Consider the following 20048-nt stretch of genomic DNA (forward strand, 5'->3'; position numbering starts at 1 on the left):
AGTTCATTGATCGGTAAAAAAGAATATAAAGCAAAGATGATAATAATTTTTACTCCACCAGAAATTTATACTGATCCTTGACTAACTCCGAGTCACTTTGCAAAATTCATACAAAATACTAATCATTATGGATAAAAATATTTAATTTGCAGCCAATAATTAACTGCTCACTTTTCTATCCCAACTAATTATTTTTAATGGATTTTGAAAGCCTAGCCCTTAAGATAAGAAATGGTGACTCGTCAGCATTTGATTTACTATTTTACAAAAATTACGAAGGATTGTGCAATTATGCATATTCTTTTATTAAAGACTATGCAGCATCTGAGGATTTAATACAGGATATTTTTGTGAATATATGGACAAGCCGTACCGATATAGATCCATCAAAATTTAATAAAGCTTATATTTTCCGGTCAGTTTACAACAGTTGTTTGGATTTTTTAAAACATCAAGCCGTTAAAGAAAAATATCAATTCTCCCAAGCCACTGATCACAATGAACATTTTCATGACTCACTTGAAGATTTTGAGCTCACACAACACATTGAGCTCGCCATACAGAAACTACCACAGAAACGCAGAGAAATCTTTTGCCTCAGTCGCTTCGATGGATTAAAATATAAAGAAATTGCTACTCAATTGGATATTTCTGAAAATACGGTCGACACCCAAATACGCAGAGCCTTAAAGTTTTTGCGTGATGAGCTCAAGCATCATCTGGTCATTCTTTTCTCATTTTTTTATCACCTTTATTAGGCACCCTGTCACGGAAATTAAATACTTAGTCGTTTTATAAGAGTATAAACCGACTAAGTATGGATAATTTTGAAGATATAGGACATCTACTTTTGGCTAAGATTCTGTCAGAAGAGGCTAATACGGAAGAGCAAAAGCTCTTTAACGACTGGCTACAACAGAATCCTGAAAACAATAAAGAGTATGAGCGTATTAAAAGCTTATGGGAATCAGCTCAAAGCAAACATAAGTATGACCTCACTACCGCACATTCCCGAATTCAGCAAAAAATAGCCGCTCAAACACAATCCAGGCACAACTTATACCGCACCCTCCGTAAAGTTGCTGCAATATTCGTTCTTCCAATCTTATTTGCGTCCTTGTATTGGGGAGTCGATTTGTTTCGGAATGAAATCAACCAGCAGACTGCCATAAATACGATCAGCTGTCCACTTGGAGAAACAATGACAGTTGATTTACCAGATGGTAGTTTCGTCTTTCTGAATGCAGGCTCACAAATTTCTTACCCACTTAGTTTTGATAATTTGGATACAAGGGAAGTTACATTGGATGGTGAAGCCTTGTTTGAAGTTGCAAAGGATAAGGACCATCCATTTATAGTTGATCTGGGTAAGATTGACATCCGAGTTCTTGGAACAATCTTCAACGTGAGTAATTATTCGGAAGACTCAAAAACTGAAATTTTTCTAAAAGAAGGGAGTATTGAATTGATAAGTTTTGATAATCACGACTCCCCAAGCAATAAGTTAAAAATGAGTCCCAGCCAGCTAGCCAGAATAGCAACCAACGGTCAACTCCTCGAGCTGATAAAAGCGGACGCTGATAGCTATGGAGGTTGGAGAAATGGTGTCTTGACTTTTAACGACGACTCAATGGAGGATGTCATTCGAAAACTTATTAGAAAATATGATGTTCTTATTGATTTTTCCGAAGCCAAAAACATTGACAGTAAAATAAATGGAAGCTTTAAAGATAAAACGATTGAAGAGATACTTGATATCTTGAAATATACGACTTCTATATCCTATCAGGTAAAAAACACAAATGCAAAAGCTAAAAAGCACATTATAATCAAATCGAACTAAAATTTTCTTTAATCACTTCAAAAAGATGCCTATGTGAAACTAAAACTAACGATTTTAATGAAAAAAGGAGATGCTGGACACATCCCCTCATTTTTTGCATTTCCGGGTCGAAACGTGAAATGCTAGATTAAAAGTAGAGTATTCTAATCTTTAACAAAACTATGAAAAAAAACTATGTACTGATGGCTTTCACATGTCATAATTTGTGGAAGTCAAAATTATTCCTTCTGATGAAGATGACAATGTTTGCGTTATTGCTGGTTGGCCAGGTAAGTGCATCAAGTATATTCGCTCAAGAAACTGAGTTCTCCCTGAATCTTAAAAACACGACCATCCTGGAAGTGATAAAGGTGATTGAGCAGGAATCGGAGTATGTATTTGCCTATGACAGCAAACTAATTGATATGAAACAACATGTTTCAATTGATGTCAAGAGAAAAGAGATTGATGATATCTTAACCCTGTTATTTAACGATAGTAATATCGCCTATCAAATAACAAATGGTGTCATCGCCCTAAAACAAGGGAACAAACCTCTTAGTCAACAACAACCCAAAAGCTTAAGAATTACAGGCCAGATTACCGACGCTTTTAATGACTCTCCCATTCCAGGAGTCAATGTCGTTATTGCCGGAACAACAAACGGAACAATAACAAATGGTGATGGAATTTACGAATTGACAGTAAATGAAGGCGACGAATTAACATTTTCATTTATCGGATACGATTCTCAAACCATTAAAGTTGATAAAGTTAAGGTCATTAATGTAAGGCTTTCGGCAAGTACTGAACTATTGGAAGAAACCGTGGTTGTTGCCTTTGGAAAACAAAAGAAAGAGAGCGTAACTTCCTCTATTACAACAATCAATACAAAGGAGTTAAAAGTTCCGTCAAGTAACTTAACCACTGCACTCTCAGGGAAAATGGCTGGATTGGTTTCCTATCAAACCACAGGTGCTCCTGGTGAAGACAATGCGCAATTCTTTGTTCGCAGTGTAACATCTTTTGGTAGTGGAATTACTTCCCCCCTTATCTTAATTGATAACATTGAAATGACATCAAACGACTTAGCCAAATTAAGTCCGGATGACTTAGCAAGTTTCTCTATTCTGAAGGATGCTGCAGCAACCGCTTTGTATGGAGCAAGAGGTGCCAATGGTGTGGTTTTGGTAACCACCAAGGAGGGAGAGAAGGGGGCCGTTAAAGTATCTTTCCGATACGAAACGTCACTATCAACTCCGACAACTGAAGTTGACATTGCTGATCCTGTTTCTTTTATGGAGTATACAAACATTGCCAGCTTAACGCGTCATGATCAACTCACCTACTCTCAGAGTAAGATTGACATTACAAAAGACCCTAACCGGAATAAATATGTTTACCCGGCCGTGGATTGGAGAGATATGTTGACACAGAACCATGCCATTAACAGCCGGGCAAATATCAACCTTTCCGGAGGAGGAAATGCGGCCAGGTATTATTTAGCTGGAAGTTTCTCACAAGACAACGGTATTCTTCAAGTGGATAAAGTGAATCCATTCAATTCCAATATTGATATGAAGAGGTACTCAGTTCGTTCCAATGTAAACTTAAATTTAACGAAGACACTGGAAGCGAAGGTTAGAGTAAATGGAAATTTTGAGGACTACACCGGTCCAATTGGAGAATTTGGAAGTGGAGGATCAAACACATACAACAAAACATTGATGGCCAACCCTGTACTATACCCAGCCTTCTATGCTACTGATGAGGCCACCCAGTATGTCGACCGCATTTTGTTTGGGAACTATTCAGGTAATGAATTCGGCATTGGTACACCGGATTACATCAATCCATATGCCGATATTATGCGCGGATACGAAGATGTGAGAAAAAGCACCTTCCTTGCTCAACTTGAATTGCACCAGGATTTAAATATGCTGACAAAAGGATTGAAAGCTCGTTTTATTGGGAGCGTAACCCGCTATTCCGGCTTTAACATCCAACGAGACTACAAGCCTTTTTACTATCAGTACATTCAGGGAACATACGATCCAACCAACACTACGTTCCCCTATGAGTTAGCTGTCCTTAATCCGGAAGGAGGATCCGATTATATTGATTATAGTTCAGGAGGAAAATCGGTATCTACCCGTTCTTATGGAGAAGGTGCTGTGCTTTACAACCGGACATTTGAAGACAAACACGATGTTGGCGGACTACTAGTAGGTTCGTTTAAGGAGAGCCTGAGCGGAAGCCCTGAAAACCTGGACTCTTCATTGCCATCCAGAAACCTGGCTTTTGCAGGACGTTTTACATACAGTTTTGCCAACAAATATTTTGCTGAATTTAACTTCGGGCTAAATGGGTCGGAGCGTTTTGACAAAGATCACCGCTGGGGGTTTTTCCCTTCTATTGGGGCCGGATGGCAAATCTCGGATGAAAATTTCTGGGCTGGATTGAAAAGAATGATTCCTAAATTAAAATTAAGAGCCACTTATGGGTTGGTAGGAAATGACGTTATTGTGTCAAATAAAGATCGGTTTTTCTTTACTTCCAATGTGGATCTGAATGCTTATTCGGCCGGATATTTTGGAAGCAACCCTTATAACACCTTTAGTCGGCCTACAATCGCAATCTCGCGATATGCCAACCGCAATATTACCTGGGAAATATCTTATAAGACAAACTTTGCGATTGAATTAGGTTTGTTCGATAATGACCTTACTTTTCAGGCGGAATACTATCACGAGCGCCGTACCAATATTGTTCAATTCAGGCCTGATATTCCTTCAACGGTTGGGTTAACAGCCGATGTAAGAACAAACTATGGGGAAGCTGTAGGTAAGGGAGTTGACTTGACTTTGGATTATAACAGGAGTCTTAACAACTCGATGTGGTATATCGTCAGGGGGAATTTCACCTATGGTACTGCAGAGATAACTAAATACGATGAGTTGGACTACTCGGGTATTGCTCCCTGGAAATCAAAAGTAGGCCAGAAGGTCGGTCAGACTTTAGGCTACGTGGCTGAACGTTTGTTTATTGACGACGAGGAAGTTAAAAATTCTCCCTTGCAGCAGGTAAGCAGTGCCGGAGGTGGTTATCAGGCCGGTGATATTAAATACCGCGATATTAACGATGATGGTATTATAAACGAATTTGACATAGTTCCAATGGGCTATCCGTCTACACCGGAAATTCAGTACGGTTTTGGTGGTTCGTTTGGCTATAAAACCTTCGATATATCCATGTTTTTTCAAGGTTCTTCCCGTTATTCTTTTTTCTTAAATGCCCGTGAAATGGCCCCATTTTTAGAGGTGTATTCAGGAGGAAGAAAAGGGAACCGGGCCATGTTGAACTTTATTGCTGAAGATGTTTGGACTGAGACCAACCGGAATCCTTATGCTGCCTGGCCGCGTCTGTCGCCCGACAGAGTTGTCAATCAGGAAGGGAATAATGTTTCTTCCATCGGAAATAACAACAACTTTGTAAACAGCAACTACTGGATGCGTACGGCAAGCTATTTACGTCTGAAGTCAGTAGAGCTTGGTTACAAGTTTCCGGAAGTTAAAGGCATTAATACCAGAATCTACGCGAGTGGAACCAACTTGTTGACTTTTTCTGATTTCAAATTGTGGGATCCTGAAATGCGAGGTAACGGACTTCGTTATCCATTGCAACGAGTATTCAACTTAGGTCTACAGCTTAATTTTTAATCAAGAGTAACAATATAAAATGAAACGAGCATGGTAAAAATTATCACAAAGAAGGATGATTATATGGTGCGAGTTCCATGGGTTACCGTTGAAAATAAAAAATATAAACGAATGAAAAAAATAGAATATATCCTAGCGTTATTATTCCTGTTCTCGATTACCGGGTGTAATAAATTTCTGGACATTTTACCAGATGACAAACCGGTTCTGGAAGACGCTTTTATCGATGCTTACAATAGTGAAAAGTATTTGTTTACCTGCTATAGTTATCTTCCTCCGGTAGCCAATCCATTAAATACACTTGGTTTAACTGGCGGAGGCGATATTTTATACTCGCCGGATGATCTAGGAGAATCGATGTCTGCAGGACAACCCGCTCCCATGAGGTCGCATTTTCAGGGGAATATTGTTTCCAATCCGTATATGAATTTTTGGGACGGAAGCAATGGAGCTCCCCGAGCATTGTGGGATGGCATCAGGCACTGTAATGTTTTTCTGGAAAATATACCTGTAGAAAACGGTGGTCCAAAAGATTTAGATGAAATTACTCGGGAGCGTTGGATCGCAGAAGTAAAAGCTTTAAAGGCCTACTTTCATTTCTATCTTTTCCAGCTTTACGGACCAATCCCAATCATGGATGAAGTAACCCCTATTTCGGATAAAGGGGATAAGGTAAATGTATACCGCGCTCCGGTTGATGAGGTTGTGGCTTACATAGTAAATACATTGGATGAGGCGATTCCGTTTTTGCCAACGCTATTTGAATTGGACAATGCTACGGAATATGGCCGGATTACCAAAACAATTGCCTGGAGCATTAAGGCTAAAACTTTGGTGTTGGCTGCCAGCCCGATCTTCAATAATAACAACTACTACGCTGGGATTACAGACAATCGAGGCACCGAACTTTTTCCCGCCGAAGATAGTCAGGCATTGTGGGAAAATGCCTTGGCCGCTTGCGATTCAGCTTGTCGGCATGCCGAAGCTGATGGCGCCATGATATTTGTATCAACAGATGGCGGCAACAATGCGATTAAAGGAGTTAGTTCTGCCAATATAAGTGATACCACAAAGGCGATGATCAGTCTTAGACAGGCGATTACTGAATCGTGGAACCCTGAAATTATATGGGCAACCAATGAAAATACTAAACGGATACAGATGTATTCAACCATGTTAAGCAACAGCGAATGGAATAATGCGAATGGTGCTTCCGGCTCTGAGTTGGGACAAAGACATGGCCCTGTGTTAGATGTAGTTGAGCGTTTTTATTCGGCTAACGGCATTCCTATTGAAGAAGATCAGGATTGGGCTAACAACGGCTGGTATTTAAATCGGTATCAAACTCAAATTGCTACGGATGAAAATGCCAGATACCTGATTAAAGAAGGTGAAAAATCGGCTGTTCTCCATTTCAATCGGTCGCTACGTTTTTATGCTTCGGTAGGTTTTGATGGTGGAATTTGGGAAGGACGAGAGAAAAGCTTAGATGATCCATCTTATCCGAACTTTCAAAATGGAAAAGGCTGTGGACCGAAAAACTATGGAGGGTATGGAAGTTTCCCTCCATCAGGGTACTTGGTCAAAAAGTTAAGCCACTTATCAACCACTTATGCCGCAACACGCATTGACTTGATTGAGGAATTGTATTCTTTCCCGATCATTCGATTGGCTGATTTGTACCTGTTGCTGGCCGAATGTCTGAATGAAGTTGGCGGACCAACCAAAACCGACTCACAAGGGAAAAATGCTTACGCTTACCTGGATGAGATCAGAGCTCGCGTAGGGATGGAAGGCGTAGTGGAAAGCTGGCGTAATTATGCCACGGCAGAATACAAAAATAAGCCAGCCAGCCAGGAAGGACTAAGAGATATTATTCGGCAGGAACGAATCAATGAATTGGCTTTCGAAGGTGCTTACTATTACGATGTAAGAAGATGGCTTATGGCTGAAGATTTATTGAATCGGCCAGTTACGGGATGGAATACAAATGGTAAGACGAAAGAAGAGTTTTATAGTGTGACTGTGCTGGCTCAACCGCGATTCTCCATGAAAGACTACCTCATGCCTATTAAAACGAATACCTTATTACAGAATCCCAACCTGGTTCAAAATCCGGGCTGGTAGCAAGGGGTGAATTATACATAGTGATGAAAAAGAACATCAATGTAGTTTATGTAATTTTTTATCGAGTAGATTAGTAATTAGCAATTAAATTAAAATGAAAAGAATCAATAAAAATATAAGGATATTTTCGTGGGGATTAGTATGTGCCTTAATAATAGCTGCATGTGCTGAATCTTATCAAGGCCTGGATAAAATTCAGACCGATGAAATTGCTCCGGGGAAAATAACAGTGAACGAGGTGGTTCCCAAGTCAGGGGCATTGGAGATTCATTTTTCTCTTCCCAAAGGCGATGACGATATTGCACAGGTTGTTGCATCGTATATAAACGATCGGCAAGAAAAAGTGGATTTTACAGTGTCACGCTACTCCTCTTCCATTACGGCTGAGGGCTTTACAGGAACCGATGAAAGGGAAGTCGAGCTCGTGTGCGTGGATAATAGTGGCAATGAGTCAGAAGTGACTATAGCCAAAGGTTCGCCGTTAATTTCTCCGGTAGAACTGGCCCGAGAAACAATGACTGCTCAGGCTGCTTTTGGAGGTGTGAAAATCGACTGGGAAAATGTTTCAGGAGATTTGTTGGTGATTCATGTTTTAACAGACGACACTCTACAAGTTAAAGGGGATACCAAGTTTTCAGAGGATCCAACGAAGCGAATATACACGCGGGATACTACAGCCAACAGGACTTATGCCTATGTGCGTCAATACCCCGATTACGAGCAAAAATTTGGTTTTGTGGTAAGTGACAAATGGGGTAATCGCTCGGATACCTTAGTTGGTCTTTGGACTCCATTTCGAGAAGATGTTGTTGACTACAAGCAGATTAAAGCCTTGTCCTGGTTTGATTATCAATACACCAGTGGAGTAACTCAGGATTACGAGATTAACGGCATTGATCCTGTAACAGGTATTCAGAAAGATGGTTTGTATTATGGTTCCTATTATGGGCCACACACCCTGTTTGATGGTTCAACAGCAAACGCGTTTTGGGTTGCTAAATTCACCAAAAATTTGAATGATGGAGATGAGTCTACAAATGAATTTGCACAATCCGTATTCGCTACTTATGATTTAAATATTGATGTAAGCTTAAGCCGGATGAAAATACATTGGCGTCAGCCATACATCGGGGGTGGTGTCAAACGTTTCCGGTTCTGGGGAACGAATGATGAGAATGCAAATCGACAAACTAAATTTCCCGAAGGGTGGACACTGGTAGGAGAGTATGTTGCTCCGGATGCTGTAGACAGCAATAACCCAACACCTGATGAACTTGAGGCCGCAAAAGGCATGGAGTTTTCAATTCAGGATGACAATGTGAATCCGGAGGCTGATCCGTCTGCTAATTTCCGCTACTTGCGTATTGAAATGCTGGAAAGCTATGCAGGGCCAGACCAAATGGTCTATGCCTGGAATGAGATATTCCTTTGGGGGCAGATTGGAAAGAAATACTATGAATAGATTTCAACTGATTTAGTATGACAATAAGGGCAAGAGGATGAAAATCAGAGTGATTGAGAGGACTAAAAATCGTTTTTGAATTCCATCTTATGCCCACAACAAATAATAAATTTCAAACAAATGAAACGAACATCTGACCATGATGATTACAAGTTTCATGAGTTAACTTAAAGATTAAAATCATAAACGAATGAAATATATAAAAAGAGGAATAGTTAGTTTGTTTGTTCTTTTTAGCATAGTGGCTTGCGATGATGCAAGTAACTTTCTGGATGAGCATACAGAAAATGGCCCCATTATTTATGCCGGCAAAGTGAATGAACTTGACTTTCAATCAGGATACTATCGGATACGGGTAAACATTTATCCAGCAGAAGATGTAAATCGTGATTACTGTCTGTTATCGTGGAACGTAACAAGTGAAAAGCAGGATTCCGTTCAGGTAAAATACAATGAGAGTAACTACGATTCGGATTTGGATTGCTATTATACCATCATTGACGTTTCAGGAGATGGTATTCAGGGGAACTTGTTGATTGAGGCACAAAACATTGATGTGTTTGGTAACAAGTCGTTGAAAAGTAACAAAGGGGCTTTTGTATACGGGGCAATCTATGAGTCAACCTTATTGAATGACGGTATTAACTTTAGTCCAGATGTTAGTGAAATAATCATAGAGCGCAAAATTGGTTCTGTTGGAAATTATATTAGTTACGAGCAAATTGATGGAAATTTTACGGAGGAGGTTTATGTTACGGAAAGCAGTTATCCGTTGGTAAATCATAAAGTAGGTGGAATTGTTCGTAATAAAACCAGGTATCATTTGAATGAAACAGACCTTGATACGCTGACGACTATCAAATATTCAGAGACTGTTATCCCATATCCTCCGGCTCAAATTGTTGATTATTGTCAGGCTGAAAATGCAGACCTGGAAGCCAAATTTGCCTTCGATGGGTTTGTGAACCATAACTCATGGACAAACATGTGGCATACAGGATGGAGCTATAGCGATCATCAAAGTTTCCATAATAACAACAGTGACCCAACTCTGGCTCACTATTATGTGATTGACTACAAAGATGATTTTATGATGAATTCAATTACCATAAACAACGACGCTGTGGCCTTTTTGAAAACCGTTGATGTTTGGGTGAGCAATGATATGCAATATGTCCCAAACACCGATAAAGGAACGGATAGAACAGCAGTCAGTTATTGGAAGGTTCCGCATGAAAACAACTGGACAAAAGTTGGCACGCTTACTTTTGAAAGTGTAGAAAGCTCACAGACTCTTGAGTTAACAGCGCCTTCTGAATTTAGGTTACTAATGCTAACCATGCCTGATTCTCATAATACTGGAAATGGAGGTATTCGAGTATCTGAAATAAAGGTTGATGCAGAGCGAATCGTCGATTAATTAGTAATTTAAAATTTGCATCTCAAAATCATAGTCTAAAGAAGAGGCTGTTTCCTATCACTAAGGAGACAGCCTCTTTTGGGATCAGTATAAATTTCCGGTGGAGTAAAAATTATTATCATCTTTGCTTTATATTCTTTTTTACGGGTGACCCCTTCTGATCCGTTCTGCCCTCAAAAAATTGGGCATAAAAAAAAGAGAAACATCGTGAAGATATTTCTCTTTTTGTGGGCGATGAGGGATTCGAACCCCCGACCCTCTGGGTGTAAACCAGATGCTCTGAACCAACTGAGCTAATCGCCCGAATGTTTTCTGAACTTACCCTCCTTTCAGAAAGGCGTTGCAAATATAGAGTCTTTTTTTGCCCTTCCAAAATAAAAAAATAAAAAAATCAAGAAAAATAATCAGCCACCACAAATGTGCTGCCCCCGATAAAGATCAGGTCTTGGGCATTGGCAATAGACTGTGCTTTTGCAACTGCTTCAGGAACAGATGGAATCACTTGGCCATGCAGTCCAAAGGCTGCTGCTTGGCTTGCTAAGTCTGCTGCCGGGAGTGCTCTGGGAATTTTTGCCTGGGTGAAAAAATAAGTTGCTTTTTGGGGCAGAATGGATAAAACCAAGTCCAGATTTTTGTCGTTCACCATGCCCAACACAACATGTAAGTTCTTCCAAGGGGTGGCTTCGATTTGCGAAACCACTGCTTTTAATCCGGCTTCGTTGTGTGCCGTATCGCAAACCATCAACGGATTGTTCCCAACCACTTCCCACCGACCTTTTAGTCCCGTGTTTTTGGCTGCTTTAGAGAAACCTTCATAAATTGCTGACATTTCAATTATCCATCCTTGTGCTGTTAGCAGTTCAATTATTTTAAGTACTCCGGCCGCATTTTTTCGCTGGTAGTTTCCCAGTAGGTCCATTTTTAGGTCAGGGAAAGTAAGTTCTCCGGTTTTCTTGAAATTGAAAAGCTGTTTTCCTTCAGGTAAGAAAAGGCAATAGTCGGCTTGGAATTCTTGGTCGGCAAAGTAAATGGGGCTCTGCTTTTGGTGGGCTGCCGACTCAAATATGGCATTGTATGAGTCATTGCTTTCAGAAATGACTATCGGTACATTCGGTTTGATAATACCGGCTTTTTCAGTCGCAATTTTCTCAATGCTATTGCCTAGCAGTGCCGTATGGTCGAAGCTAATGTTGGTAATGAGCGATACTTCGGGGCGGATAATATTGGTTGAATCCAAGCGGCCGCCCAAGCCCACTTCCACAATGGCAACGTCAACTTGTTGGTTTCGGAAGTGATCAAAAGCCATAGCAACAGTGATTTCAAAAAAGGAAGGCTCCAATTGGCGTAGCTCCGTCGATTGGCGGAATTGATTGATGAAGGCCACTACTTGATCTTCCGATATCATTTTCCCATTAATTTTGATTCGCTCGCGAAAGTCGATTAAATGGGGCGAGGTGTAAAGGCCAACGGTGTAACCGGCTTCTTGTAAAACCGATGCCAACAAATGCGAACTTGATCCTTTGCCATTGGTTCCGGCTATATGAATCGTTTTAAACTGCTGATGCGGGAAGCCAAAGAATTTATCTAAAGCCAATGTGTTATCCAGCGTATTTTTGTAGGCTGCCGGCCCAGTCCGCTGGTACATAGGTAAGTGGGTATATAAAAAATCGAGGGTGTGTTTATAACTTATCATTGTTAATCATGTGTTTAGTCAAAAATATGTTTAGGGTGTTGATAAGATTTGCTTTGTTTTAAGGCTGTCAACAAGTAAATGTCAGCTTTTTTTCGTTACATTTAGCAAAAGCTAAACTTGGAACTATGGCAGCAAAAAAGCAAATCGACACCAAAGTATTTGTACTCGATACAAATGTCATTTTGCACGACCACACGTGCATTTACCAGTTCAAAGATAATGATATCATCCTTCCCTTAACGGTACTGGAAGAACTCGACAAATTTAAGCGAGGAAATGATCCGATCAACTTTCAGGCGCGGGAATTTGTGCGGATTTTGGATGGAATTGTTGGTGAACAGTTATTCAATGGTGGAATTCAGCTGGGCGAAGGTCTTGGGAAACTGATCATTGCTACCGGTAAGCCATTTACCGAAGCCATGAAGCAGTCTTTTAAGGAGGATATTCCGGATCATCGGATTCTGGCTGTTGCCGAATTTGTAAAGAATGAAAATCCAAACCGCCAAGCTATCCTGGTTTCAAAAGATATTAACCTGCGCATGAAGGCCAAGTCTTTAGGTATTCTGGCCGAAGATTATCAAAACGATAAGATTAAGGATCCGCAGGTGTTTGAAAAAAGTATCAGCGAAATTGAAAATTACAAAGACCTGCTGATCGATCGCTTGTATAATGAAGGATCGATGACCATTGCCGACTCAGAGATCAACAAAGAGCCGGTTCCTAATGAGTATTTTATTCTGAAAGGAAATAAATCGAGCGTGCTGGCTCGTTACGATAGCGTATCGCAACGCCTTGTTCGAATTGAAAAGCGTGTGGCTTACGGTATTAAACCGCGCAATGCGGAGCAAACCTTCAGTATCAATTCTCTTTTGAATCCGGAGGTCAAGCTGGTATCGCTCACCGGAAAAGCCGGAACGGGAAAAACGCTGCTGGCTTTGGCTGCGGCTCTGGAGCAAAACAAACAGTATGAACAAATCCTGCTGGCTCGCCCCATTGTCGCGCTGAGTAACCGCGATTTGGGCTATTTGCCTGGTGATGCCTCTGAAAAAATTAGCCCTTATATGCAGCCGCTTTTCGATAACTTGTCGGTTATTAAACACGCGTTTAATCCGCGTAGCCAGGAGTATCAGAAAATTGAGGAGTTGCTGAAGGAAGAGCGTTTGTTGATTACGCCTTTAGCCTATATTCGGGGACGTAGTTTGTCCAACGCCTTTTTTATTGTTGACGAAGCTCAAAACCTGACGCCACACGAAATCAAAACCATTATTACCCGTGCCGGAGAAGGGACGAAAATGGTGTTTACCGGCGATATGCAGCAAATCGATTCGCCTTATCTCGATATGAAGTCGAACGGATTGGCTTATATGACGGATAAAATGAGGAAGCAGGAATTGTTTTCGCATGTTAACCTGGTTAAGGGCGAACGAAGCTATTTAGCAGAGTTGGCCAGCGATTTGTTGTAAATCACGCTATTTCGCAAGATTTTTATACTTTTGCCCGATTATTTAACGAAAGGGATTTCATGGAGTTTTCAGGCAAAAAAGCGGCGTTTTTTACCTTGGGCTGTAAGCTCAATTTTTCAGAAACATCAACCATTGCACGTCATTTTGAGGTGAAGGGTTTTGATCGGGTAGGATTTAAGGAGAAGGCAGATGTGTATGTCGTTAACTCCTGTTCGGTAACGGCCGAAAGCGACAAAAAGAGTCGTAACATGATTCGGCAGGCTATCCGTCGAAACCCCAAAGCGTTGGTGGTGGTCACCGGTTGTTATGCGCAGTTACAGGCCGATGTGATAGGCGAAATTCCAGGCGTCGACTTCATTTTGGGGACCAATGCTAAATTTCGGATGACTGATTTTTTTGATGATTTTCAGAAACGGGAAGAGCCATTTCGCTTACTTCAGGCCCAGGAGAAAAATCGTGATTATTACCATGCCGCATCATGGGGCGACCGCACTCGAAGCTTTCTGAAAGTGCAGGACGGCTGCGATTATTTTTGTACTTACTGTACTATTCCTTTTGCGCGTGGGCGAAGTCGAAACGATACCATTATCAATACCGTTGAAAAAGCTCGTGAAACAGTAGCCAACGGCATTAAAGAAATTATTTTAACAGGGGTGAATATTGGTGATTTTGGAAAAAGCACGAATGAATCCTTTATTGACCTGTTGAAGCAACTGGATGAAGTGGAAGGCTTGGAGCGCTTGAGAATTTCATCGGTTGAACCCAATTTGTTGACTGATGAAATCATCGATTTTGTGGTTGGCTCCAAGCGCATAGCCCCGCATTTCCATTTGCCGTTGCAAGCTGGCTCGAATGAAGTGTTAGAGCTGATGAAACGACGGTACAAACGCGAACTGTTTGCTGAGCGGGTGGCTAAAATACGCTCCGTGCTGCCCGATGCTTTTATTGGCGTTGATGTAATTGCCGGCTCTAACGGCGAAACGGAAGCATTCTTTCAGGATAGTTATAACTTCTTGATTGATTTGGATGTGAATCAACTGCACGCTTTCCCTTATTCGGAGCGACCGGGAACCAAAGCATTGGAACTGAAACCTGTTGTTCCGGTCGATGAGCGCAAAGAGCGCACCCGCCGCTTAATCAAGCTTTCGGAGAAAAAACTACGTGCTTTCTACGAGAAAAATGGGGGGCAAACCCGCTCGGTGCTTTTCGAAAATGAGACCACCGGAGAACTGCTGCATGGCTTTACCGATAATTATATTCGGGTGGAAACTCAATTTGATTCTCAACTGGTCAATCAGGTGCGATCGGTTAAGCTTTCAGAAATAAATAGCATGGGGAATTTTGAAATAGAACTGCTTTAAATGACTTTCGATCAAAAATTGACGCATGAAATTACAAACTATTTGTCAGTCTATTGAAATCATAGCCCAGCAAGTTGGGCAGTTTATTCGCCAGGAGCGACTGAAGATTACGAACGACGATATTGAGCTGAAAGATAAAGCCAGCCTGGTAACCTATGTGGATAAAAATGCCGAGAAAATGATCGTGAGTGCACTTCGAAAACTGCTTCCTAAGGCCGGATTTATTACGGAAGAAGGCACCGCTTCGGAATCGGGCGAACAGTTGAAGTGGGTGATTGATCCGCTGGATGGAACCACGAACTTTATTCATGGAATTTTTCCGCATTCGGTGTCTATTGCGCTGATTGATGGGGATGAACCTATTGTTGGGGTGGTCTACGAAATTGGCCAGGATGAACTCTTTTCGGCTTGGAAAGGTGGAGGTGCCTGGCTTAACGGGCAAGCCATTTCGGTGTCTAAAACCGAAAAGCACGAAGATGTGCTGCTTGCAACTGGCTTTCCCTACTATAACTTCGAAATGTTGGGTGATTACCTGAAGTTGCTGGAGTTTTTTATGATTGAAACTCGCGGAATGCGCCGCATGGGATCGGCTGCTGTCGATATGGTTTACGTGGCTTGTGGTCGGTTCGATGGTTTTTTCGAGCACGCTTTACATGTTTGGGATATTGCAGCGGGAATCATCATTCTGAAAGAAGCAGGTGGCAAGGTTTGTGACTTCAAGGGAGGCCCTGATTTCTTGTATGGAAAGGAAATTGTGGCATCGAACGAAAATTATTTCCCGGCCTTTTTTCAGAAGGTGAATGAATTTTTGGGATAGTTTTTCAACACAAGGTGTTGTACAGAGTCGGGCAATAGACTAAATTGCATAAAAAAGTAATGATGGCTGAAAAAGAAATCGCCTTACTAAAAAAGCAAAAGGATAAGCTCGCTGAGAAAAGTTTCGATCTGGAAGCCTGGAAAAACCAGACCATGCTTTTTTTACAACGCATATTTGGTGCCGATCACAACATCGTCAAGATGATTGCTGCCTTGAAGTATGACTATTCGAGCTGGACTTTACGCGATGCCACTGGCAATGAGAAAACGGATGATCCGGTGAAGATGCAGGCGGACGAAATTCTGGAGGCCGCCATCATGGAGCTGGAAAGCTTGGGACTACCTCAGCAGGAGTCTTCTGCTGAAAAAGCCTGGGAGTTGATGGAAGAAGAATTGACCGGCAAACAGTTTAAAGAAATTAAAGCCATCATTGAATCGGGCAAAAAAAATAAATTGGCGAAAGTGCAGGAAGTGCTGAGTAGCCTTGAAAAAGAAAACCTGATCAGTATTCTTTCCCGGATTCTGATTTCCTGACTATATTTGCGGCATGAATTCACCGCGTGTAGCTATTGTCATTCTCAACTGGAACGGCCGGAAACTGCTCGGCCAGTATCTTCCCTCTGTTATTCAGTATAGTCAGCTTGATGGGGTCACGGTCGTTGTGGCCGATAACTATTCCGATGATGATTCGTTAAGTTTTCTTCAGGGAAATTACCCTCAGGTTAAACTTTTGCGATTGGAGCAGAACCATGGCTTTGCCAAAGGCTATAATGTGGCACTTCAGCAAGTTGAAGCTGACTATTATATTCTGCTCAACTCCGATGTGGAAGTGACAGCTGGCTGGATAGAACCGCTGATTGACCTGATGGAAAACGATCCGGCAGTTGCTGCCGTTCAACCCAAAGTGTTGAGTTGGAAAAGGAAAGATGAATTTGAGTACGCCGGAGCAGCTGGTGGGTATATCGATAAGCTGGGCTATCCGTTTTGTCGTGGACGAATTCTGAACGTAGTCGAAAAAGATGAAGGGCAGTTTGACCAGGTGACTGATATCTTCTGGGCTACCGGTGCTTGCATGGCTGTAAACGCTCGCTATTTTCACGAGGCTGGTGGCTTCGACGCTGATTTTTGGGCCCACATGGAAGAAATTGATTTGTGTTGGCGCCTGAAAAACAGAGGCTACAAAATTCAATTTACTCCGCACAGCCGGGTCTATCACCTGGGAGGTGGAACGCTGGCTTACGACAACCCCAAAAAGTTGTACCTCAATTTTCGCAACAGCCTATGGCTGCTGTATAAAAACCTGCCCCGGCGTAAATTCTATAAGGTACTTGTAATACGTATGATTCTGGATGGTGTAGCTGCTTTTAAGCTGTTGTCTGAAGGAAATGGAGGCGGTTTTTTCAGTGTGTTGAAAGCGCATTATGCCTTTTACACGTCGCATAAGCAGCTTCGCGAAAAACGAAAAGCCTTGAGAAAAGCAGCAACTCCTAAGTGGCACGATGAAGTGCTGTGCAAAAGCATCATATGGAAATTTTACTTGCAAGGCAAAAAGACATTCCGTGAGATGAACCGCTAAATTCCTTTCATCGACTTTATGCTTAATCGCAAATCCTTTGTATCTTGATTGAAATTAACAATATTTCATCATGGCATTATTTCACGGATTTAATATTTTCCCCGGAACAAAAAGGGCGGAATATGTAGCCGAAAACCAGCTTGATCAGCCTATTCCGGAGCAGGCATACCAGTGGTTGCAGTTTGACTTAAATAATCCGGATACTGCACGGATGCTTCGTTCGTTGGAAGGAACCGATGAATTATTTGTTGATGCGCTGTTGAAGGAAGAAACCCGTCCTCGAATTTCGATGGCCAATGATGATTTGCTGGTGATACTACGCGGAGTAAATCTGGCCGAAGGTGCCGATCCGGAAGACATGGTGGCTATCCGGATGGTAGTTACCAAGAACCGGATTATCAGTTGTCAGCGGCGCAATATGATGTCGGTTGATGATGTTGTTCAACAGATTGAGGCAGGCAATCCACCGAAATCCACCAGTCATTTTTTGGTTTTTCTTTGCGAGCGTTTAATCTTCCGCATGAGCGATGTGATGGAGGATATTGAAGATCGATCGGCTGAAATTGAAGAGTTGGTGTTGGATGATGAGGAGAATGATTACAACAATGAGATTCATAATGTTCGACGCCAAATTATTCAGCTAAAACGTTTTTTAGTGCCTGAACGTGAAGCTTTGCTGAAAATTCAGTTGGAGAAGACTAGTTGGATATCGATAAAACAACAGCTCCGGTTTCGTGAAATTACCGATCAGCTTATTCGTTACCTCGAAATGCTGGATGCCGCTCGCGATATGGGAACTGTAAGTCAGGAAACGCTTTACAACCGGCAAAATGAGCAGCTAAATAAGCGCATGTATGTGTTGACGATTGTGGCTGCTTTTTTTCTGCCACTGGGTTTTTTTACTGGCCTACTGGGGGTGAACCTGGCAGGTATTCCAAAAGCGGAAAACCCACTGGCCTTCCTCGGATTTTTGGTGATTCTGTTTCTAATCGTTGGTTTCCAGTTTTGGTTATTTAAAAAACGGAAGTTTTTGTGAGCTTTGGTATCTTGTTTTTTTGTTAACTTAGATGCGTCTTTTAGTTTGTACTTATGATTGGACGAAGATTATTGGTGATTCTTTTTGTGGTGTGTTGCAGCTCTTGTGCCGTGAAACATCGAACGCTTACCCGTGTTCAGAACTGGTCGTATCCGGTGGGGCAGATGGATAGCCAGTTGAGCTTTAGTTATGTTGATAATATTCTTGAAAAAACGAATAATAAGCGAGGGGCACGTTGGGCCAACCGAAAGAATATTCATGTTGTCAGTATTCGTTTAATCAATAACAGCAAGCAACCAATCCATGGAACACAACTTGCCTTTTTTAATGGCGATGAGCAGGTGGAGTTACTACACAATGAATGGCTGGCTAAAAAAGTCAGGCAGCGCTTTTCTCCATTGATGATCTTGTTTTTTCCAATAGCCTTGATGGAACAGGCAATTTTTGAAAGTGATGATGATGTATACGACAATGGAGTTGAGCATGAGTCAATCACGATGTCAATTGCGGAGGATGTTGATGAGTTTCGGGTGAAAGAAAATTCAACACTAAGAGATGAGTTCATGAATTTTCAACTGGCAAACCTGGTTTTAATGCCAGGAAAACCGGTTTATGAAATTATTGGTGTGCGAGGCAAATCGGACTTAAAGACTTTGCGCTTCGTATGTCGCAATAGCAATTTTGAAATTCTTTCAGATCAACTGCAATGAAAAAGCCCCGCAGTGGAGCGAGGCTTCAGAATTACTAACTAAATTAGACCTTCGAGATTAGGTGATGTCAATCATGCGGGATACTTGTTTTTTCAGTTCTTCCCGTTTGGGTAGTGCGATTTTTAATACTCCATTTTTGTGTGTGGCCTTAATCTTATTGGCATCAACACCTTCGGGGAGCCTGAATGAGCGGCTGAATGAAGAATAATTAAACTCGCTGAAAACGATTTTTTCTCCATCCTTCTCTTCTTTGGTTTCTTGTTTTTCCGAAGAAACCGTCAGGACATTGTCCTTCAGATCAATGTGAAAATCTTTTTTATCCAGTCCTGGTGCAGCGACTTCAATTTCGAAATCATCTTTTTTTTCATAAACATTTACGGCTGGATTTGAGTTCCACTCGGGCTTGTCAAAAACATCATTCCAAAAATTTCTTCCAAAGAAATCGTCAAAGAAATTTGGAACATTTCGTTTGTTTCTGGTTAATGGTAACATGGCTAAATCCTCCTCTAATTTTGTTTAACTTCTAGTTCTACATTTTCTATCCAGCAAAGCCTGTTCCAGGCCGATTTTAGTAGGCTTAGCTTCGAATTATGATAAGAATTATTGCCAAAATGTCTTTTTTGGAGTCATTTTTTCATTGTTTAAAGTCCTGGTGCTGAAATGATTTCATTCTTTTATTGAGCAGCATGCCTTATTTAGAGTGAAGAGTTTTGTTTTTCTTTTCTACCTTTGCGGCAACATTTACGCAATGGGGTGTCCAAAATAAACGGACTGAGATCATACCCAATGAACCTGATCCGGTTAGTACCGGCGTAGGGAGGGCGAAAGGAATTTGATTCCTAC

At 41.4% G+C, this 20048-nt stretch carries 15 protein-coding genes, 1 tRNA gene and 1 riboswitch; of the genes, 13 read left to right on the forward strand and 3 right to left on the reverse strand.

Annotation, left to right across the window (positions count from 1 at the left end):
• The first annotated feature begins 197 nt into the window (after window positions 1-197).
• The 6 genes from ACUNWA_RS17435 (at window position 198) to ACUNWA_RS17460 (ending at window position 10550) form a co-directional block, all read left to right on the forward strand.
• Window positions 198-758, forward strand: a complete 561-nt coding sequence (locus tag ACUNWA_RS17435) for an RNA polymerase sigma-70 factor (RefSeq protein WP_445593205.1) — start codon at window positions 198-200, stop codon at window positions 756-758.
• A gap of 59 nt (window positions 759-817) precedes the next feature.
• Window positions 818-1843 (forward strand): FecR family protein, encoded by a 1026-nt coding sequence (locus ACUNWA_RS17440; RefSeq protein ID WP_445593206.1) that lies wholly within the window; start codon window positions 818-820, stop codon window positions 1841-1843.
• A 230-nt stretch (window positions 1844-2073) separates the two neighbouring features.
• Window positions 2074-5541: a TonB-dependent receptor gene (locus tag ACUNWA_RS17445; protein WP_445593207.1), complete on the forward strand. Its 3468-nt coding sequence runs from the start codon at window positions 2074-2076 to the stop codon at window positions 5539-5541.
• Window positions 5542-5652: 111 nt separating this feature from the next.
• On the forward strand, window positions 5653-7668 hold the full coding sequence (locus ACUNWA_RS17450) for a RagB/SusD family nutrient uptake outer membrane protein (RefSeq protein WP_445593208.1): 2016 nt from the start codon (window positions 5653-5655) through the stop codon (window positions 7666-7668).
• Window positions 7669-7762: 94 nt separating this feature from the next.
• On the forward strand, window positions 7763-9130 hold the full coding sequence (locus tag ACUNWA_RS17455) for a DUF5126 domain-containing protein (protein WP_445593209.1): 1368 nt from the start codon (window positions 7763-7765) through the stop codon (window positions 9128-9130).
• A gap of 190 nt (window positions 9131-9320) precedes the next feature.
• Window positions 9321-10550: a DUF4998 domain-containing protein gene (locus ACUNWA_RS17460; protein ID WP_445593210.1), complete on the forward strand. Its 1230-nt coding sequence runs from the start codon at window positions 9321-9323 to the stop codon at window positions 10548-10550.
• A gap of 228 nt (window positions 10551-10778) precedes the next feature.
• Here the strand turns inward: ACUNWA_RS17460 and ACUNWA_RS17465 are convergent.
• Window positions 10779-10853, reverse strand: a tRNA-Val gene (locus ACUNWA_RS17465).
• Window positions 10854-10941: 88 nt separating this feature from the next.
• Window positions 10942-12243 carry a bifunctional folylpolyglutamate synthase/dihydrofolate synthase gene (locus ACUNWA_RS17470; RefSeq protein ID WP_445593211.1) on the reverse strand — a complete coding sequence of 434 codons (1302 nt, stop codon included), beginning with the start codon at window positions 12241-12243 and terminating at the stop codon, window positions 10942-10944.
• Window positions 12244-12368: 125 nt separating this feature from the next.
• Here ACUNWA_RS17470 and ACUNWA_RS17475 point away from each other — a divergent pair, with 125 nt between their 5' ends.
• The 7 genes from ACUNWA_RS17475 (at window position 12369) to ACUNWA_RS17505 (ending at window position 19205) form a co-directional block, all read left to right on the forward strand.
• The gene (locus tag ACUNWA_RS17475; RefSeq protein ID WP_445593212.1) at window positions 12369-13706 is read left to right on the forward strand and encodes a PhoH family protein; all 1338 of its coding nucleotides are present in this window, start codon (window positions 12369-12371) and stop codon (window positions 13704-13706) included.
• Between the two features lie 59 nt (window positions 13707-13765).
• Window positions 13766-15067 (forward strand): tRNA (N(6)-L-threonylcarbamoyladenosine(37)-C(2))-methylthiotransferase MtaB, encoded by a 1302-nt coding sequence (gene mtaB / locus ACUNWA_RS17480; protein WP_445593213.1) that lies wholly within the window; start codon window positions 13766-13768, stop codon window positions 15065-15067.
• 25 nt (window positions 15068-15092) lie between these two features.
• Entirely contained in the window at window positions 15093-15884 is a 792-nt protein-coding gene (locus tag ACUNWA_RS17485; protein WP_445593214.1) for an inositol monophosphatase family protein, read from the forward strand.
• Window positions 15885-15943: 59 nt separating this feature from the next.
• Window positions 15944-16417: a hypothetical protein gene (locus tag ACUNWA_RS17490; RefSeq protein WP_445593215.1), complete on the forward strand. Its 474-nt coding sequence runs from the start codon at window positions 15944-15946 to the stop codon at window positions 16415-16417.
• Between the two features lie 13 nt (window positions 16418-16430).
• The gene (locus ACUNWA_RS17495; protein WP_445593216.1) at window positions 16431-17459 is read left to right on the forward strand and encodes a glycosyltransferase family 2 protein; all 1029 of its coding nucleotides are present in this window, start codon (window positions 16431-16433) and stop codon (window positions 17457-17459) included.
• Between the two features lie 70 nt (window positions 17460-17529).
• Window positions 17530-18495, forward strand: a complete 966-nt coding sequence (locus tag ACUNWA_RS17500; protein ID WP_445593217.1) for a zinc transporter ZntB — start codon at window positions 17530-17532, stop codon at window positions 18493-18495.
• Window positions 18496-18548: 53 nt separating this feature from the next.
• Window positions 18549-19205, forward strand: coding sequence for a hypothetical protein (locus ACUNWA_RS17505; RefSeq protein ID WP_445593218.1), 657 nt, complete (start codon window positions 18549-18551; stop codon window positions 19203-19205).
• A gap of 57 nt (window positions 19206-19262) precedes the next feature.
• Here ACUNWA_RS17505 and ACUNWA_RS17510 read toward each other — a convergent pair whose 3' ends face one another.
• Entirely contained in the window at window positions 19263-19697 is a 435-nt protein-coding gene (locus ACUNWA_RS17510; protein WP_445593219.1) for an Hsp20/alpha crystallin family protein, read from the reverse strand.
• Window positions 19698-19944: 247 nt separating this feature from the next.
• Window positions 19945-20041: riboswitch (TPP riboswitch) on the forward strand.
• Window positions 20042-20048 lie beyond the last annotated feature (7 nt).

This window comes from Sunxiuqinia sp. sy24 (assembly GCF_052677165.1).

Coding starts and splice junctions, on each gene's coding strand:
- ACUNWA_RS17450 (WP_445593208.1), top strand. CDS start 5,653: ATGAAAAAAATAGAATATATCCTAGCGTTATTATTCCTGTTCTCGATT.
- ACUNWA_RS17435 (WP_445593205.1), top strand. CDS start 198: ATGGATTTTGAAAGCCTAGCCCTTAAGATAAGAAATGGTGACTCGTCA.
- ACUNWA_RS17490 (WP_445593215.1), top strand. CDS start 15,944: ATGATGGCTGAAAAAGAAATCGCCTTACTAAAAAAGCAAAAGGATAAG.
- ACUNWA_RS17485 (WP_445593214.1), top strand. CDS start 15,093: ATGAAATTACAAACTATTTGTCAGTCTATTGAAATCATAGCCCAGCAA.
- ACUNWA_RS17505 (WP_445593218.1), top strand. CDS start 18,549: ATGATTGGACGAAGATTATTGGTGATTCTTTTTGTGGTGTGTTGCAGC.
- ACUNWA_RS17510 (WP_445593219.1), bottom strand. CDS start 19,697: ATGTTACCATTAACCAGAAACAAACGAAATGTTCCAAATTTCTTTGAC.
- ACUNWA_RS17470 (WP_445593211.1), bottom strand. CDS start 12,243: ATGATAAGTTATAAACACACCCTCGATTTTTTATATACCCACTTACCT.
- ACUNWA_RS17475 (WP_445593212.1), top strand. CDS start 12,369: ATGGCAGCAAAAAAGCAAATCGACACCAAAGTATTTGTACTCGATACA.
- ACUNWA_RS17500 (WP_445593217.1), top strand. CDS start 17,530: ATGGCATTATTTCACGGATTTAATATTTTCCCCGGAACAAAAAGGGCG.
- ACUNWA_RS17440 (WP_445593206.1), top strand. CDS start 818: ATGGATAATTTTGAAGATATAGGACATCTACTTTTGGCTAAGATTCTG.
- ACUNWA_RS17445 (WP_445593207.1), top strand. CDS start 2,074: ATGAAGATGACAATGTTTGCGTTATTGCTGGTTGGCCAGGTAAGTGCA.
- ACUNWA_RS17460 (WP_445593210.1), top strand. CDS start 9,321: ATGAAATATATAAAAAGAGGAATAGTTAGTTTGTTTGTTCTTTTTAGC.
- ACUNWA_RS17495 (WP_445593216.1), top strand. CDS start 16,431: ATGAATTCACCGCGTGTAGCTATTGTCATTCTCAACTGGAACGGCCGG.
- ACUNWA_RS17455 (WP_445593209.1), top strand. CDS start 7,763: ATGAAAAGAATCAATAAAAATATAAGGATATTTTCGTGGGGATTAGTA.
- mtaB (WP_445593213.1), top strand. CDS start 13,766: ATGGAGTTTTCAGGCAAAAAAGCGGCGTTTTTTACCTTGGGCTGTAAG.